At 52.0% G+C, this 16,226-nt stretch carries 17 protein-coding genes, 1 tRNA gene and 2 pseudogenes; 14 read left to right on the forward strand and 6 right to left on the reverse strand.

Features of this window, described 5'->3' with window-relative positions:
- Window positions 1-209 precede the first annotated feature (209 nt).
- The 3 genes and pseudogenes from GA0061070_RS25080 to GA0061070_RS03080 all read left to right on the forward strand — a co-directional run.
- A pseudogene (locus tag GA0061070_RS25080) lies at window positions 210-428 on the forward strand (LysR family transcriptional regulator); the annotation flags it as partial.
- Window positions 429-493: 65 nt separating this feature from the next.
- The gene (gene actS / locus GA0061070_RS03075) at window positions 494-1,234 is read left to right on the forward strand and encodes an amidase activator ActS (protein ID WP_090133550.1); all 741 of its coding nucleotides are present in this window, start codon (window positions 494-496) and stop codon (window positions 1,232-1,234) included.
- 92 nt (window positions 1,235-1,326) lie between these two features.
- A tRNA-Gly gene (locus GA0061070_RS03080) sits at window positions 1,327-1,400 on the forward strand.
- 111 nt (window positions 1,401-1,511) lie between these two features.
- On the opposite strand, the gene GA0061070_RS03085 is transcribed toward GA0061070_RS03080, so the two are convergent.
- Complete coding sequence (locus GA0061070_RS03085; RefSeq protein ID WP_090133552.1) at window positions 1,512-1,844, reverse strand: NIPSNAP family protein; 333 nt, start codon at window positions 1,842-1,844, stop codon at window positions 1,512-1,514.
- A gap of 243 nt (window positions 1,845-2,087) precedes the next feature.
- On the opposite strand from GA0061070_RS03085, the gene GA0061070_RS03090 reads away from it, so the two are divergent.
- From GA0061070_RS03090 to GA0061070_RS03110, 5 genes are all read left to right on the forward strand, one after another.
- On the forward strand, window positions 2,088-2,963 hold the full coding sequence (locus tag GA0061070_RS03090; RefSeq protein ID WP_090133554.1) for an AraC family transcriptional regulator: 876 nt from the start codon (window positions 2,088-2,090) through the stop codon (window positions 2,961-2,963).
- Window positions 2,964-3,311: 348 nt separating this feature from the next.
- Window positions 3,312-4,205 carry an oxidoreductase gene (locus GA0061070_RS03095; RefSeq protein ID WP_425256035.1) on the forward strand — a complete coding sequence of 298 codons (894 nt, stop codon included), beginning with the start codon at window positions 3,312-3,314 and terminating at the stop codon, window positions 4,203-4,205.
- Window positions 4,206-4,244: 39 nt separating this feature from the next.
- Window positions 4,245-4,757: a P-loop nucleotide/nucleoside kinase family protein gene (locus GA0061070_RS03100; RefSeq protein WP_090133556.1), complete on the forward strand. Its 513-nt coding sequence runs from the start codon at window positions 4,245-4,247 to the stop codon at window positions 4,755-4,757.
- 38 nt (window positions 4,758-4,795) lie between these two features.
- Window positions 4,796-5,026, forward strand: a complete 231-nt coding sequence (yjdI, locus tag GA0061070_RS03105; protein WP_090133684.1) for a 4Fe-4S mono-cluster protein YjdI — start codon at window positions 4,796-4,798, stop codon at window positions 5,024-5,026.
- A 9-nt stretch (window positions 5,027-5,035) separates the two neighbouring features.
- Window positions 5,036-5,308, forward strand: a complete 273-nt coding sequence (locus tag GA0061070_RS03110; RefSeq protein WP_090133558.1) for a GNAT family N-acetyltransferase — start codon at window positions 5,036-5,038, stop codon at window positions 5,306-5,308.
- Between the two features lie 127 nt (window positions 5,309-5,435).
- On the opposite strand, the gene uxuA is transcribed toward GA0061070_RS03110, so the two are convergent.
- Entirely contained in the window at window positions 5,436-6,503 is a 1,068-nt protein-coding gene (gene uxuA / locus GA0061070_RS03115) for a mannonate dehydratase (RefSeq protein ID WP_090133559.1), read from the reverse strand.
- A gap of 385 nt (window positions 6,504-6,888) precedes the next feature.
- Here uxuA and cspE point away from each other — a divergent pair, with 385 nt between their 5' ends.
- On the forward strand, window positions 6,889-7,101 hold the full coding sequence (gene cspE, locus GA0061070_RS03120) for a transcription antiterminator/RNA stability regulator CspE (protein ID WP_035887590.1): 213 nt from the start codon (window positions 6,889-6,891) through the stop codon (window positions 7,099-7,101).
- Between the two features lie 9 nt (window positions 7,102-7,110).
- Window positions 7,111-7,299: a cold shock small protein YmcF gene (gene ymcF / locus GA0061070_RS25425; RefSeq protein WP_090133686.1), complete on the forward strand. Its 189-nt coding sequence runs from the start codon at window positions 7,111-7,113 to the stop codon at window positions 7,297-7,299.
- 42 nt (window positions 7,300-7,341) lie between these two features.
- On the opposite strand, the pseudogene GA0061070_RS03130 reads toward ymcF, so the two are convergent.
- A pseudogene (locus GA0061070_RS03130) lies at window positions 7,342-8,120 on the reverse strand (helix-turn-helix transcriptional regulator).
- 109 nt (window positions 8,121-8,229) lie between these two features.
- On the opposite strand from GA0061070_RS03130, the gene GA0061070_RS03135 reads away from it, so the two are divergent.
- Window positions 8,230-8,991 (forward strand): class I SAM-dependent methyltransferase, encoded by a 762-nt coding sequence (locus GA0061070_RS03135; protein ID WP_090133561.1) that lies wholly within the window; start codon window positions 8,230-8,232, stop codon window positions 8,989-8,991.
- 292 nt (window positions 8,992-9,283) lie between these two features.
- Complete coding sequence (locus GA0061070_RS03140) at window positions 9,284-10,405, forward strand: ribosomal protein uL16 3-hydroxylase (RefSeq protein ID WP_090133563.1); 1,122 nt, start codon at window positions 9,284-9,286, stop codon at window positions 10,403-10,405.
- 175 nt (window positions 10,406-10,580) lie between these two features.
- Here the strand turns inward: GA0061070_RS03140 and GA0061070_RS03145 are convergent, their stop codons facing one another.
- The 3 genes from GA0061070_RS03145 to GA0061070_RS03155 form a co-directional block, all read right to left on the reverse strand.
- Window positions 10,581-11,297, reverse strand: a complete 717-nt coding sequence (locus GA0061070_RS03145; RefSeq protein WP_090133565.1) for a nitroreductase family protein — start codon at window positions 11,295-11,297, stop codon at window positions 10,581-10,583.
- 316 nt (window positions 11,298-11,613) lie between these two features.
- Window positions 11,614-12,756: a trans-sulfuration enzyme family protein gene (locus GA0061070_RS03150; RefSeq protein ID WP_090133567.1), complete on the reverse strand. Its 1,143-nt coding sequence runs from the start codon at window positions 12,754-12,756 to the stop codon at window positions 11,614-11,616.
- Window positions 12,757-12,766: 10 nt separating this feature from the next.
- Window positions 12,767-14,137 (reverse strand): pyridoxal-phosphate dependent enzyme, encoded by a 1,371-nt coding sequence (locus GA0061070_RS03155; RefSeq protein WP_090133569.1) that lies wholly within the window; start codon window positions 14,135-14,137, stop codon window positions 12,767-12,769.
- Between the two features lie 394 nt (window positions 14,138-14,531).
- Here GA0061070_RS03155 and GA0061070_RS03160 point away from each other — a divergent pair, with 394 nt between their 5' ends.
- Window positions 14,532-15,554: a methionine ABC transporter ATP-binding protein gene (locus GA0061070_RS03160; RefSeq protein ID WP_090133571.1), complete on the forward strand. Its 1,023-nt coding sequence runs from the start codon at window positions 14,532-14,534 to the stop codon at window positions 15,552-15,554.
- On the forward strand, window positions 15,547-16,215 hold the full coding sequence (locus tag GA0061070_RS03165; RefSeq protein WP_090133573.1) for a methionine ABC transporter permease: 669 nt from the start codon (window positions 15,547-15,549) through the stop codon (window positions 16,213-16,215). Before GA0061070_RS03160 ends, GA0061070_RS03165 begins: the two co-directional genes overlap by 8 nt.
- The last annotated feature ends 11 nt before the right edge of the window (window positions 16,216-16,226 follow it).

The following is a 16,226-nucleotide window of genomic DNA, read 5'->3' on the forward strand; positions in this document are numbered from 1 at the left end:
CAATCCCTACAAACCAGCCAGCCACAGTGCCACCGGCAAACGCGATTATAATCAGCTATCAGACGAAAAGTTTTGCCCAGAGAGCGGAAAAGGCATTACCTGTACCCGTCCGGGCAACAATTTGCTACCGGGAATGGCGTGATATTACAAATCCGCAGCCCCGTTGCGATTATGATTAACCCCTTGGCGGGAAAAGTTCCCCATCTTCGCAGGTGATCATGCGTGTCATTGAGCCTGGTGTGATTCTGCAATTGCTGGCGTCTGGCCTCGCTGCCGCCGTCATCAGAAATGGATGCAGCCAAATTAACGCACTGCAACATGGTGGATGTTTTTCCCTCGCCACAGGTATTCGAACTGGCGCAGGTGAAGTGCCGTATCTGCCGGAAATCATTGCTCAGAGCTACCCGGTGCCGCGCCATTCATCGTGAAAGTATTGGCATCCGGATTGTGGCTGTTATTATAGGTCGCCATTTATTTTAATCGAGGATCTGTTTTGCACGCAGGACGCCTGACGAGTAACCCGTTCCGCATTGCCTTTTGCCTGGCGATCGCTTTGCTGCTGGCTGGTTGCGCCGGGAAATCCTCTTCTGGAGGCAGTTATTCCGGCTCCACCTATACGGTGAAGCGGGGCGATACCCTGTCCCGTATTTCACGCATTACCGGAACCAGCGTAAAAGATCTCGCCAGCATGAACGGGATCTCCCCACCATATACTATCGAAGTGGGGCAGCGGCTGAAGGTTAATGGCTCTGAAGCCAGAACATCCTCGGGTAAAACCAGCACGAAAACCGCGAAAGTCACGCCGTCCTCCGCTGTGCCACAATCCTCATGGCCGCCGGTAGGGCAACGCTGCTGGCGATGGCCAACCAGCGGGAAAGTGATTATGGGTTACTCCACGTCCGACGGCGGCAACAAGGGGATTGATATCGCCGGTTCACGCGGACAGGCCATCTATGCTGCTGGCGCAGGGAAGGTGGTATACGTTGGCAACCAGCTTCGTGGCTACGGTAATCTGATCATGATTAAGCACAGCGAAGATTATATTACGGCCTACGCGCATAACGATACGATGCTGGTGAATAACGGACAGAACGTGAAAGCGGGGCAGAAGATCGCCACCATGGGCAGCAGCGATGCGGATTCTGTTCGCTTGCACTTCCAGTTGCGCTACCGGGCAACGGCGATTGATCCGCTGCGTTATTTGCCGCCGCAGGGTAGCGTACCAAAATGTTAAAAAAGCGCCGAACAGACGATAAATTAACCGGTTAGCGCAGGCGTATCTTGCCAGACGGTGCGTAAAGACTATAATGCGTTACGCACTTCGATGCGGGCGTAGTTCAATGGTAGAACGAGAGCTTCCCAAGCTCTATACGAGGGTTCGATTCCCTTCGCCCGCTCCAGAAACTTCCTAACGTATTCATTCCTCAACCTTTTTCTGATTCATACGTGACGCCCCTCGTGATCCTCCTGCATTGGCGAAGCTCAAAGCGCGTCTGGTGAAACCAGATCACCTACGGTTGCACCCGTAGTCCATCCACGCTTTCCGGCGGCAGGTTCATCACTGTTTTTATGCTGACTTCGATGCTGTCAATGATGTCTTCACGTGGGCCGCTGAGCCAGTCATTGCTTGAATAAAAGGCATCGAGAACCGTAGTCATATTCTCAGGACTATCAAAGGCACGAATCAGATAGTAGCAATCGGAATCATGCAGCGAGTTTCCGAAGGACACAATGTCGATTCCGTGGCGTTGATGAAGGGGAGCACTGATTTGCTGCATGATGGCGTGAAAAGCAGTCCCGGTACCTTTGCGTAAGGTGTATTGCAGTATCTCGACGGTTCTCAAAAGTTATCTCCGTTGGTGGCGTTATGGGGCTTCCTTGATGGTGTTGATAAAGTAAACTGAACTGGCCCGTGAGGCCACAACTCATCAAACAGCCATATATAGGAAAAGCTGCAATATGGACTGCGGCTTAAATGCGCTCTGGCACATTTTTATTTATCAATGTTTCCTGCGGACGTTCTTTGGGCAAGATCGGTCAGGCAAACTGAACAGCCTTCGAGCATATTAAGCAGCACGGAGGAAGCCATGTGTGATAACAAAACCGATAGTTACGCCAGACGTTTTAAACAGGTCTTTGATTATATTGACTGTCATCTCGATGACACATTATTACTGGAAAAACTCAGTGAAGTAGCTCATTTCTCGCCATTTCACTTCCATCGTCAGTTTTGTAGTTATTGTGGGATGCCACCTGGTCGTTACATCCAGATGATGCGCTTAAAACGGGCATCTTATCGGCTGGCTTTTAATCCGTTAGAGAAAATCACTGATATCGCGTTCGACGCCGGTTTCCAGCATTCTGAATCATTTAGCCGTGCTTTCAGACAAATGTTTGGTCTCTCACCGACGCAATTTCGCCAGCAACCCCCTTGGGTAGATTGGCATAAGCGCATATCCGAACCTTATAAAGCCAGGAGACAAACGATGCAAGGCCAGATCAAGATCATCAATTTTCCCGCGACATTAGTCGCAATGCTGACTCATTATGGACAACCGGAGCTAATAAACGAAACTGCGGCCCGCTTTATTGAATGGCGAAAAACCACGGGTTATTCGCCTGTTGCCAGCAGCCAGACATACGGTATTGCACCACACGATCCAACCTTAACACCGCCGGATGAATTTGAGTTCCAGATTTGCGGGACAGTAACGTCACCAATTGCGGAAGATAATCGCTTCGGGGTGATAAATAGTGACATCCCTGCAGGCCGATGTGCGGTGCTGCGCCATCAGGGATCGCATGATGCGTTAACCGGATTGGCTAAAACCCTGTATCGTGACTGGTTGCCTGAGAGTGGAGAGGAACTCCGCGACTTCCCGCTTTTCTTTCATTACCACAACTTTGTGCATGAGGTAGCGGAACATGAATTACTCACGGATATCTATTTGCCGTTGAAATAAACTGATTCAGGGCCATGTTCATAATTGCGTCAGGTGTGAGACGTGCCGGGAAGCGTCCTGGTACGTCTTGCAGGGATACTTACACCCGTGTCTGTGGATATAGACTGCCCTCACGATGTGGCCTGCTCGCAGGCCTTTAACGCATTATCGAAACAAGGGGCGGCTGAGAACATTTGGCGTACACTTGTAAAAAAGTTGTATTAGATTAAAGCGTATTCATAATCACCAGACAATGCCGGTTTGAGCGTGATAAGCAGAGCGTCTGTCACGCTATTGATTGCCGGTGGTATTGTTTTTCATCCTTTTATACAGACGCAAGGGCAGTGAAAGATCACCTGGAGGAAGTTCATGATTTCTGAAAATCCTAAAGTGGCCCTCATTGGGCCGGGGGCCATCGGAACGACTGTGGTTGCGGCTCTGCACGAAGTAGGTCGAACTCCTGTAATTTGTGGACGTACAGCGCATCCACAGCTCGAATTACGTTTTGACGAAGGGAGCATTATTGTTCCTGGCCCAGTGTTGACCGAGCCTGCTGACATCAAACAGCCGTTTGATCTGGTGTTTGTAGCAGTGAAAACAACACAACTGGACGCCACTGCGGCCTGGCTGAATGTTTTGTGCGACGAAAATACAGTGGTTTGCGTGTTACAAAATGGCGTTGAGCAGAAAATACAATTTGCCGACTATGTTGCAGGTGCGACGGTTCTGCCATCCGTGGTGTGGTTTCCTGCGCAGCGTGAACCCGATGCCTCTGTCTGGCTGCGTGCAAAGCCGCGCCTGACATTGCCTGATACGCTGGCTGCCCAACGCGTCGTCGAGGTGTTGCAGGGCACGCGCTGTGAAGTCGATCTCGCTGCTGATTTTATCTCCATTGCATGGCGCAAATTGTTGCAGAATGCAGTTGCAGGTTTGATGGTTCTTTCAGGACGTCGCGCCGGAATGTTTTCACGCCCCGATATTACAGACGTGGCATTAGCTTATTTGCGCGAATGCCTTGCGGTGGCTCGTGCGGAAGGTGCGGTATTAAATGATGATGTGCCGCAGGAGATCGTTGACGTTTTTCATCGTGCACCGGCGGATCTGGGTACCTCTATCCTCGCTGATCGCCAGGCCGGACGCGTGCTTGAGTGGGATATCCGTAACGGCGTTATACAGCGCTACGGGCACAAGCATGGTATTCCAACGCCGTTAAGCGATCTGATTGTGCCGCTGCTTGCTGCAGCCAGCGACGGGCCCGGCTGATAAAAGTCGCGTATATCGCTTTTATATAAAGGACAAACGATGGCTCATTCTGTTCCGACCCTGCATATCCTCTGCGGCAAAATTGCGTCCGGTAAATCGACGCTTGCCGCTGAGCTGGCAAAAACACCGGGCACAGTGCTGTTAAGTGAAGATCGCTGGCTGGCATTGCTGTTTAAGGATGTGATGAGCAGCGTGGCGGACTATGTGCACTACTCAGAAAAACTCAGGAGCGCTATCGGTCCGCATACCGTTGCGCTACTTAAAGCGGGCGTCAGCGTCGTGCTGGATTTTCCCGCTAACACGCTTGCCAGTCGCCAGTGGATGATGTCTTTGATTCACGCTTCGGGCGCGGCGCATTGCCTGCACTATTTGCCGGTGGCTGACGAAGAGTGCAAAGCGCGGCTGCGGCGGCGGAATGCGGCGGGTAGCCATGATTTTGCTGCTTCTGATGCACAATTTGATGCGATCACCCGCTACTTTGTTGAGCCAGGCGCTGAAGAAGGATTTCATATCTTTCATCACGATATTCACAATCACGTAACAAGGTTATGATGTCTTCAATACTCGATAAAAACAGCGGAGGCAATGTCGTGGATAAAGATCTACTGGATGCGGGGTATCGCGTCTATACCGGTGAAAAAATTGAGGTTTACTTCAATACGACTATTTGCAAGCACTCAGGCAATTGTGTACGCGGTAATGCGAAGCTATTCAACCTGAAACGTAAACCGTGGATCATTCCGGACGAAGTCGATGTTGAGACGGTGGTCAACGTGATTGATACTTGCCCAAGCGGTGCGCTCAAATACCGCCATAACTGAGTGAGAAAAATGGAAATACTGGAAGGTCACAACAAATTTTACGTCAACGACGCCGAGGGTGTTCAGGTTGCCGAGATTGTATTTGTGCCGACGGGCGAACATCTCAGTATTATTGAGCACACTGATGTTGATCCCAGCCTGAAAGGGCAAGGCGTGGGTAAACAGCTTGTAGCGCGCGTGGTGGAAAAAATGCGGGCCGAGAACCGTAAAATTATTCCGCTGTGCCCGTTTGCCAAACACGAATTTGATAAAACCCGTGAATATGACGATATACGTGCATAAAAATATGCAGCGGTGTGCACATTCTTCATCGTTACCATAGGCGCGACGATCTCTGCCAAAGTAATCGCTGCAACTGCGTCTTGTCCGGTCAGAAGAAAAGCCGGAGGAACCACTGGCTCGAATAAAATTAGTTTTGTTTTTCGAGCGCTTCCCAGAGCCCGTGTAAATAGGTTACGCCGAGCGCCCGATCGTAGAGACCGTAGCCTGGACGGCCAGTTTCACCCCAGATGAAACGCCCATGATCCGGACGGATGTAACCGTCGAACCCATTGTTATGCAAGGCTTTCATGACTTCGTACATATCCAGCGAACCGTAGCGGGATAAGTGCGCGGATTCATAGAAATCTTTATCTTTAATTAGTTTGATATTGCGCACGTGCGCAAAGTGAATACGTTTTCGGCGTGTAAATTCGGCAAGGATTTGGTACACATTATTATCGGGATCCTCGGCGATCGAGCCGGTACATAAGGTAATACCGTTGGCTTCAGAATCGACTGCATTACAAATCCAGTCGAGATCGTCACGATTTTTAACAATGCGCGGCAGACCAAAAATAGAATACGGTGGATCGTCCGGATGAATCGCCATTTTAATACCAACTTCTTCACAGACAGGAATAACGCGCTCCAGGAAGTAAACCAGATTTTCGCGTAATTTCTTATTGTCGACATCTTTATATTTGGCAAACAGCTCCTGCACTTTTGCCAGTCGTTCGGATTCCCATCCAGGAAGCGCAAAGCCGTTGGCATTCTCCAGCACTTCTTTCACCACTTCATCCAGCGTTTTATCGATGCCTTTCTTTTCGAACGCCATCGTCAGCGAGCCGTCCGGTAACACGTAATTCATCTCGGTCTTCATCCAGTCAAAAACCGGCATAAAGTTGTAGCAGATGACTTTTACTCCTACCTCTGCAAGGTTGCAGATGGTTTGCTGGTAATTAGCAATCAGCCGATCGCGGCTGGGAAGACCGATCTTAATATCGTCATGGATATTTACGCTTTCAATGACTTCCATCTTAAGCCCGGCATCACGGACTTGTCCGGCAAGTGCGTTGATTTTCTCTTTTGGCCATACCTCACCTACCGGCACATCGTACAACGCGCCTACCACCCCTTCGACGCCCGGTACCTGGCGGATGTATTCCAGTGGGATTATGTCTTCAACTGCTCCAAACCAGCGCATTGTCATTTGCATGCTCATTGCCACCTCTAAAAGAGAATATTATCTACCATACTAGTATTTATGATAATGTTTGCCTGTACCGGTTTTTGCGACCGCCTTCACACATAGGCCGTTTGGTTTGCGGTTGTTGGCAGGAGTGTGCCCGATGTGTTTGGTTATGCTGGTGAAAAAGAACGCTGATAAATTTTTTAAAATTAACGCTTGCGAAAAAGGGGCAACCATGAGTTAATGCGTCGTCGGTTTGATAAATCATTATCTCCAGCAGTTCACTAAAGTCTTTCTCATCTCTAAGTACCTCCTTGCTACTTCTTTTTGGGTCTTCGCTTTACACTCTGATAAAAATAATGCCTCAGACCATTACTGCCGTATTCGGCGAACAAAATAGAAGGTAACAAGCATGTCTACTAAAATGAACGGTATCGTTAAATGGTTCAACGCTGAGAAGGGCTTCGGTTTCATTACTCCGAAAGATGGCAGCAAAGATGTATTCGTACATTTCTCTGCTATCCAGAGCAATGCGTACCGTACTCTTGAAGAAAATCAAGAGGTTGAGTTTACTATCGAAAACGGTCCGAAAGGCCCGGCTGCGGCCAACGTGGTTCCGCGCTAAGGATTTACCATTACGAATCGTATCCATTTTCGCTGCCCGTGCTGCCACGGATCGCAATACCGAATTTCCAGTTTTGATATCACTGAGAAAAACCCGGTCGGTGCTAAATGTATTTTTTGCAAATCTGCAATGAACACATTTGATAATATCGCTGCGTTTATCCAGTCCGGTTCGAATACTGTCGAATTCCGTAAATAAAAATAAGCAGGTCAGATTTCTGATCTGCTTTTTTATTGTCTATTATTCCGCCATTAACATAATCATTTTGATCGCGCGATTACTGGTTAATTGCCAGGTCATCTGCCGGAAATGCAACTCCCCCTGCTGTGGATGATGAAAAACGCGTTCGCCACCTTCGCGCATCACCACCTGCTGGCGCGACCAGAAGAGGCGAAACAGTTCGCTGTCATTACTTAGACTCTGCACAAAATGATTCAACTCCTGATCGTGCGGATAGTGCATCGCATCGGCACGCAATTCCGCGACTATCCGGCTGGCACGCTTCTCCCAGTCAACCACCAGTGTTTGCGCAAGGGGATGACGAAACATAAAACTCATCATATTCGGCTGGGCATCCTTATCCAGCCAACCGCTAAATAGCGCTTCAGCGGGCGAATTCCACGCCACCATATTCCAGGTTACATCCAACAAATAACAGGGGCATTGCACCTGATGCACCGTCGCCAGCACCGATTCTTCCACGGTAATGAGATGCTCTTCCTGCGGATCGTTTTGCAGCGCCAGGTGGAACAGATACTTCCGCTCCGCCTGTGTCATTTTTAATACGCCCGCAATATTCGACAAGGTTTGCGGCGACACGACGATGTCACGCCCTGTTCAATCCATGTATACCAGGTAGTGCTGATACCGCTGAGTTGCGCCACTTCTTCCCGGCGTAATCCGCAGGTGCGCCGTCGACCTTGCGCCGGCAGGCCAATGTCGGCCGGAGCGGTTTTTTCCCGCTGTGCACGTAAAAAAGCGCCGAGCGTTTTTGGCCCGGCAAAGAGCGTATTTTCCATGGGTGGTACTCGTTAATACCAGTATAAGTAGCCATATTGTACCCCTATAAAGAGGGTCGTATAGTCGGCAAAGAGCAGATTTTTGTCGTGCTAAAAAAGGAAAAAGAGAATGGCGATCAATCATCATGAATTAACGAAGCAACAGTTTGGCGACCAGGCGCAGGCCTACCTCACAAGTCAGGTTCACGCGCAAGGTACAGATTTGGTGCGACTGGCAGAGTGGCTCAGTGAAAATCCTGCTGCAGCGGTACTGGATCTGGGCTGCGGCGCCGGGCACGCCAGTTTTGTCGCGGCTGGTGTCGTCCGTGAAGTGACAGCTTACGATCTGTCGGAAAAAATGCTCGACGTGGTGTGCCAGGCGGCCCGCGATCGTCAACTGAGCAATATCAACACCGTACATGGCGCGGCCGAACAATTGCCCTTTGCCGATGGAGCGTTTGATACGGTGATCAGCCGTTACTCTGCCCATCACTGGCATGATGTTGCGTTGGCGCTGCGTGAGGTGAAACGTGTGCTGAAGCCTGGTGGTAAATTTATCTTAATGGATATCGCCTCGCCGGGCCGTCCGGTGCTGGATATCTGGCTGCAAACCATCGAAGTGCTGCGCGATCCGTCTCATGTGCGTAATTACTCGGCGGCAGAGTGGCTGCAAATGACGCAACAGAACGGGATGACGGTCGATAAGCTGTTAACCGATCGCCTGGCGCTGGAATACAGTTCGTGGGTTGAACGCATGAAAACGCCGGATGTACTGCGTGCGGCAATCCGCTTTCTGCAACAACAAACATCGGAAGAGGTGAAGCAGCACTTCCTGATTGGCGAAGATGGCTCGTTTACTTCGGATACCATCATGTTTCAGACTCAGGCATAACAATCTGCGCCCACGGTAAGTGGGCGCACACTTTCCTTAGCCCAGCGCCTCGCCGATAACTTCGCAAATGCGTTGTGAGATATAACCAGCGTGAAGTGGCCTGTTTCCGCGCCAAAGGTTGAGAGTTAGCCAGTAAATATTTCATCAACAATTGTGATGCGCGATGGCGCCGATATTGAGCCAACTGGATATTGCACCGTCATAAGTTCTGCATGCGCTTGACCAATGACAAGGCGGGCACCTGTCGTGCTCTTTATAATCTGCCGGTGTCCATTCTTACTGGTGTGAATCCATGGCTTACCAACTCAACCTGAACTGGCCGGAATTTCTTGAAAAATACTGGCAAAAGAAACCTGTCGTTCTGAAACGTGCCTTCCCGGACTTTGTTGACCCGATCACGCCTGATGAACTGGCTGGTCTGGCGATGGAACCGGAAATCGACAGCCGCATTGTCAGCCACAAAAATGGGCAATGGCAGGCGTGGCATGGCCCCTTCGAGGCGTTTGATCATCTGGGCGAAACCGATTGGTCGCTGCTGGCGCAGGCGGTAAACCACTGGCACGCGCCTTCCGCCGAATTGGTAAAGCCGTTTCGCGTATTGCCGGAGTGGCGCTTTGACGATCTGATGATCTCTTATTCCGTACCGGGCGGCGGTGTTGGGCCACACATTGACCAGTACGATGTATTTATTATTCAGGGGATGGGTAGCCGCCGTTGGCGCGTGGGTGACAAGTTGCCGATGCGTCAGTTCTGCCCACATCCGGCGTTGCTGCACATCGATCCTTTCGAACCGATCATTGATGAAGATCTGGAGCCGGGTGATATCCTCTACATTCCGCCTGGATTCCCGCACGATGGTTTCACTCACGAAACGGCATTCAATTACTCGATCGGTTTTCGTGGGCCTAACGGCCGCGATCTGATCAGCAGTTTTGCCGACTACGCGCTGGAAAACGATCTGGGCAACGAGCATTACAGTGATCCGGATTTAACCTGTCGCGAAAATCCGGGTCGGGTGGAAGAGTATGAACTCGATCGCCTGCGCGGCATGATGATCGACATGATTAACAATCCGGTACATTTCAAACAGTGGTTTGGCAGCTTTATTACCACCCCGCGCCACGAGCTGGATGTATCGCCGGAACCGGACGACTACAGTGCCGAAGAGATTGTTGCAGCGTTGCAGGAAGGGCAGGTGCTGACTCGCCTGAGCGGGCTACGCGTGCTGTACATCGGGGACAGGGTCTTTGTGAACAGAGAATGCCTGGAAACAACCGAGCCGCAAGCCGCCGACGCGCTGTGCCGTTATACGGTGATCGGACAGAAAGAGTTGGGTAATGCGCTGGACGACCCGGACTTTGCTGAAGAGCTGGCCTGGCTGGTAAATCAGGGTTACTGGTTCTTCGACGAGTAAGCTCCACCCTCCGCACCGCGCAACGGCTGCGGAGGGTTTTCTGTCAGGCGCTTTCGCCGGAGCAGACCAGATGGTCGCTCTTGATGTGGTACATCTCCAGATCTTCACGCCAGAAAAAGGCCATCTTCTTTGCACTAAAAACAAAAAAGCTGCCGGCAGGCAGCTTCACCGCGAATTATCTGGCGACGATAAAACGCCGGTCGTCATCAATCCAGGTCTTTTCATCGGCGGGCGTAATTATGCTACCGAAGTTCATCTCCGCGCGCAGTTTCCAGCTCGGTGGAATATTCCATGTTTCGCGCACATCCTGATCGATCAGTGGGTTGTAGTGTTGCAGGTTCGCGCCAATGCTTTTCTCTGCCAGCGCCAGCCAGACGGCATACTGGGCAATACCGCTGCTCTGTTCTGACCAGACAGGGAAGTTATCCGCATAGGCGATGTACTGGCGTTGCAGCGCGGTCACCACTTCCTGATCTTCAAAAAATAATACCGAACCGGCAGCGGCAGTAAAGCCGTCGAGTTTGTCGGAAGTGGCGTGGAAACTTTCTGCCGGGATCACTTTACGCAACTGCTCACGCACCAGCCCCCAGAAGCGATCGTGCTCCTTGCCCAGCAGGATCAGCGCGCGCGAACTTTGCGAATTGAAGGCTGACGGCGCCTGGCGAATAGCCCCTTTAATGGTATCGATCACTGTCTCTTCGGCGACCGGCAGATCTTTGCCCAGCGTATAAATGGTGCGCCGCGCTTTCGCCAGCGCCAGAAAATCTTCCGCCGTGACGGTGGCAGCCCATGGAACGCGCTCTGCTTCCGGTGGCGTTGGCGGTGTGCTGGTCTGCGGAACGCTCTCTGTACGGGCGAGCGTAGACTTCAATATTTGCTGAAACGGATCCATGAGTCACTGTTCCTGTTGTGAGCGGCAAGGGTAAAAATAGAAGATCATCAGAGCACAGGATCTCGCCCGTTGATGCAGCAAATAGATGGAATAAAGCGCGGTATTTGTTGGCAAAAAACGCCCCGAGCGCAGGGCGTTAATGCATCAGCATGGTGTAGCGACATTGCAGGCCAGGCTACCGGGGTGTGATGATAAATCGCGGCAAATGTTTGCCAGCGGCCTGATCCCGCGCTTTATGCGGCGAACAAGCAGGGAGGCAGCCAGGTTTTTTCCACGCAGGATACCTCTTCCAGCCTGATAGCTCCCTTTTAACGTCTCAGGCCAGCGCCTGTTTCCAGTCGGCAATCAGATCCTTTTCATCTTCAATACCCACCGACAGGCGAATCAACTGTGGCGTAATGCCGTTCGCCAGTCGCTGTTCCAGTGGGATTGAGGCGTGCGTCATGCTGAATGGCTGGCTGACCAGGCTTTCGACGCCGCCCAGGCTCTCGGCCAGCGTAAACAGTGTTAATTTATTGATGATCTCTGTTGCCCGCGCATCGTCACCTTTCACCACCACGGAAATCATGCCGCCAGGCAGCGCCATCTGTGTGCGGGCCAGTTGATACTGCGGGTGGGATTCCAGCCACGGGAACCACACTTTTTTCACCTGTGGTTGCTGCTCCAGCCAGCGGGCAAGGGCCAGTGCGTTGCTGCTATGGCGTTCTACGCGCAGGGAAAGAGTGCGGATACCGCGTAACGTCAGGAAACTGCTGAAGGGATCGAGCACGCCGCCGACTGCGTTTTGCAGATAACCAAGTTTTTCCGCCAGCAGCGGGTTATCACCGACCACCGCCAGACCGGCAACCACATCCGAATGGCCGTTCAGGTATTTGGTGGCGGAGTGCACCACAATATCGAAACCCAGCTCCAGCGGGCGATGGATCACTGGCGATGCAAAGGTATTATCCGCCACGCTCAGCACATTATGACGTTTGGCGATGGCGGCGATAGCGGCGAGATCCGCCAGCTTCAAAAGCGGGTTGGTGGGCGTTTCGACCCAGATCATTTTTGTCTCCGGGCGAATGGCGGCATCCAGCCCGGCCAGATCGTCCGGTTTCACCCAGCTTACCTGCAATCCGGCGCTGCGGCGGCGGACGTTTTCAATCAGGCGATAAGTGCCGCCATAGACATCATCAATCGCCACCAGATGACTGTCTTTGTCCAGCAGTTCCAGCACCGTGGAGATACTGGCGAGACCGGAGGCAAAAGCATAACCGCGTGTGCCGCCCTCCAGTTCGGCAATAGCCGTTTCCAGCGCGTGGCGCGTCGGGTTGCCACTGCGCGAATATTCATAGCCGGTGTGCTGGCCTGGCGCAGGCTGCGCAAAGGTGGAGGTGGCATAAATCGGCGGCATTACTGCGCCGTGTTGGTCGTTGAAGACGCCGCTGTGGACGCTTTGTGTTGCCAGGTTTTTCATTTTATTTTCCTTATTGTTCAAGACGGTTGCGCCAGGTTGTCAGCACATCGCTGCGGGTTATCAAGCCGACAAAGCGGCCGTTATCAGCGATCACCGCCACAAGGCCGCGATCGAAAATGTTGCGCAGTGCGCTTTCCGGCGCATGCTTATCAAGAATTTCCACGTTACGTGTCATCGCCTGGCGAACCGGCAGGGAGAAACGCTGGCTGTCGCCCTGCACGTGGCTTATCAAATCCCACTCATCGACGATACCGACCAGTTGGTTGTTTTCCATCACCGGCAGTTGCGAAATGTCATACAGACGCATGTGCGCCAGCACGGCGGCGAGGCTATCTTCCGGCGCAGCGGTAACGGTGGCACCTTCGTCGTGACGCAGGGCGATAAAATCAGTGAGATCGCCATTCGACGGGTGCGCCAGCAAACCTTGCTGGCGCATCCAGTCGTCATTAAACATTTTCGACAGGTATTTGTTGCCGCTATCACAGGCGAAAGTGACCACCCGTTTTGGCGAGGTTTGCGACTGGCAGTAACGCAGTGCGGCGCTGAGCAGGGTACCGGTGGACGATCCCGCCAGGATACCCTCCTGTTGCAGCAGTTCGCGTGCAGTGGCAAAGGCTTCACGGTCAGTGACGCGGAAAGCTTTATGTACGCCATTGATGTGCGCCAGCGGTGGAATGAAATCCTCACCGATACCTTCAACTAGCCAGGAACCCGGCTCGCCATAACGACCGCTTTCAACCTGATCGGCGAGGATAGATCCTGCTGGATCCGCCAGTACGAACTCGGTGTGAGGTGAGTGTTGCGCGAACCAGGCCTGTAAACCGCCAAGCGTGCCGCCAGAACCAACGCCGACAACGATGGCGTCAATCCGGCCATCGAGCTGGGCAAAAATTTCCGGTGCGGTAGTGGTCGCATGCGCCAGGGGATTGGCTTCGTTATTGAACTGATCGATGTAAAACGCCCCCGGCGTTTCCTGCGCCAGACGGCGGGCATAATCCTGGTAATAGGCCGGATGGCCTTTGTTGACATCGGAACGCGTCAGCACCACTTTTGCACCCAACGCCCGCAGGTGGAAAATCTTCTCGCGGCTCATTTTGTCCGGTACCACCAGAATTAGCGAATAGCCTTTTTGCGCAGCGATTAACGCCAGCCCTAGCCCGGTATTTCCGGCGGTGGCTTCAATAATCGTACCGCCAGGTACGAGCAGACCTAATCGTTCAGCTTCATTGATCATCGATAGCGCCACGCGGTCTTTAATTGAACCGCCGGGATTCTGGTTTTCCAGTTTGAGAAATAATTCGCAGGAGCCACTTGCCAGTTTATGCAACTGCAACAGCGGCGTTTGGCCGATCAATTCGGTTACTGAATGGAAGACAGACATCGTGTATTCACCCGTGGAAAAAACTGATGCACGGATGATAGGTCTGTCATTTTTCGCTTTTAAAGAATCTTTATTCGGCGTTTAGAACAAATGGAAATATAAAGCTCTGTTTAGCCATCGGGAAGGAGAGCCGTATAGTCGTCCGGACGTGTTAATAGCTAAAAAACGCCCTTTTGCGCTGATTTCATGTACTTTTTGCCGCTTCTTTGTCGGCGTTATGCGTTTTCTGACATTAGATTGCGAAAAAAATCTTTATAGGGAAATTCCGCATTCTGCGGCTTTTAGCGCTATTGGTTATAAGAGAGTGACATTTAGTTATTTGTAATATAACTATAGCTGATTATTATCACCTGGACATCCATACTGCTAAACCGCCAAACGGAAACACCAACGAATGATCGTGCTAAGGAATATTTCCAAAATTTTCGACCAGGGAAAGGCATCAATTACCGCTGTCGACAGCGTCAATCTGATGGTTGAGCAGGGGCAAATTTACGGGATTATCGGCTACAGCGGCGCCGGAAAAAGTACGCTGATCCGTTTGTTGAACGGGCTGGAAAAGCCGACCAGCGGCAGCGTGGTGATTAATGGTCAGGACATTGCGCAGGCAAAGGGCGAAGACCTGCGCCAGGCGCGTCTGAAGATCAGCATGGTCTTCCAGCACTTCAATTTATTGTGGTCGCGCACGGTGAGCGAAAACATCGCCTTTTCCATGCAGATTGCTGGTGCGCCGAAAGCGAAAATTCAGGCCCGCGTGGCGGAGCTGATCGAGCTGGTGGGGCTGAAAGGCCGGGAGAATGCGTATCCGTCTCAGCTTAGTGGCGGGCAGAAACAGCGCGTCGGCATTGCGCGCGCGCTGGCGAATAGCCCGGACGTGCTGCTGTGTGATGAGGCAACCTCGGCGCTGGATCCGCAGACCACCGATCAGATCCTCGATCTGCTGCTGGATATTAATCGCCGTTTCAAACTGACCATCGTGCTGATCACCCATGAAATGCACGTGGTGCGCAAGATCTGCGATCGGGTCGCGGTAATGGAGAATGGCAAAGTGGTGGAAGAGGGCGACGTGCTGAACGTCTTTACCCATCCGCAGCAGCCGATTACCCGCCAGTTTGTGCGTCAGGTCAGCCAGTATAAAGAAGAAGAGACGTTCAACCCGGAGCTGAACAGCGATCTCGACGGTACGGTCATTAAGCTGACGTTTACCGGCCACAGTACGCACCAGCCGATCGTCGGTGAACTGACGCTGCGTTATGGCCTTCCGTTCAATATTCTGCACGGCAAGATGTCGCAGACGGCGCACGGTGTTTTTGGACAATTATGGGTGCACGTGAAGGCGACCCCGGAACAACTGGACAATATTCTTGCGGATTTGCGCAACACCGATATTGCAAGCGAGGTCGTAACACATGGCTGACTCTTTCTTCCCGCATCTGAAATGGGAACAACTCTGGGCGGCGACGCAAGAGACGTTATATATGACGACACTCTCCGGCGCGGCAACGTTTGTACTGGGTATTTTGCTGGGGTTGGCGCTGTTTCTGACGGCGCGCGGCGGGTTGTTCCAGAACCGCACGCTGTATAGCGTGATTTCGATTCTGGTAAACGTCTTCCGCTCCATCCCGTTCATCATTTTGATTGTGCTGTTGATTCCTTTTACCAAAACCATCGTCGGTACCATTCTCGGCGCGAATGCCGCGCTGCCCGCGTTGATTGTCGGTGCGGCGCCGTTTTACGCGCGCTTAGTCGAGATTGCGCTGCGTGAGGTGGATAAAGGGGTGATCGAGGCGACGCGTTCAATGGGCGCGCGGCTGAGCACACTGGTATTTCGGGTACTACTGCCTGAATCATCACCTGCGCTGGTATCGGGTATTACCGTGACACTGATTGCGCTGGTGAGTTACAGCGCTATGGCTGGGGTTATTGGCGCGGGCGGATTGGGCAACCTTGCTTATCTGGAAGGGTTCCAGCGCAACCACAACGACGTCACGCTGGTGGCGACGGTGACTATTCTAATCATCGTCTTCATCATTCAGTTCTGCGGTGACGTGATTACTTCTCTGTTAGATAAACGATAATTATTGGAAAC

Origin of the sequence: Kosakonia oryziphila (assembly GCF_900094795.1) — a bacterium.
Taxonomy (GTDB): Bacteria; Pseudomonadota; Gammaproteobacteria; order Enterobacterales; family Enterobacteriaceae; genus Kosakonia; species Kosakonia oryziphila.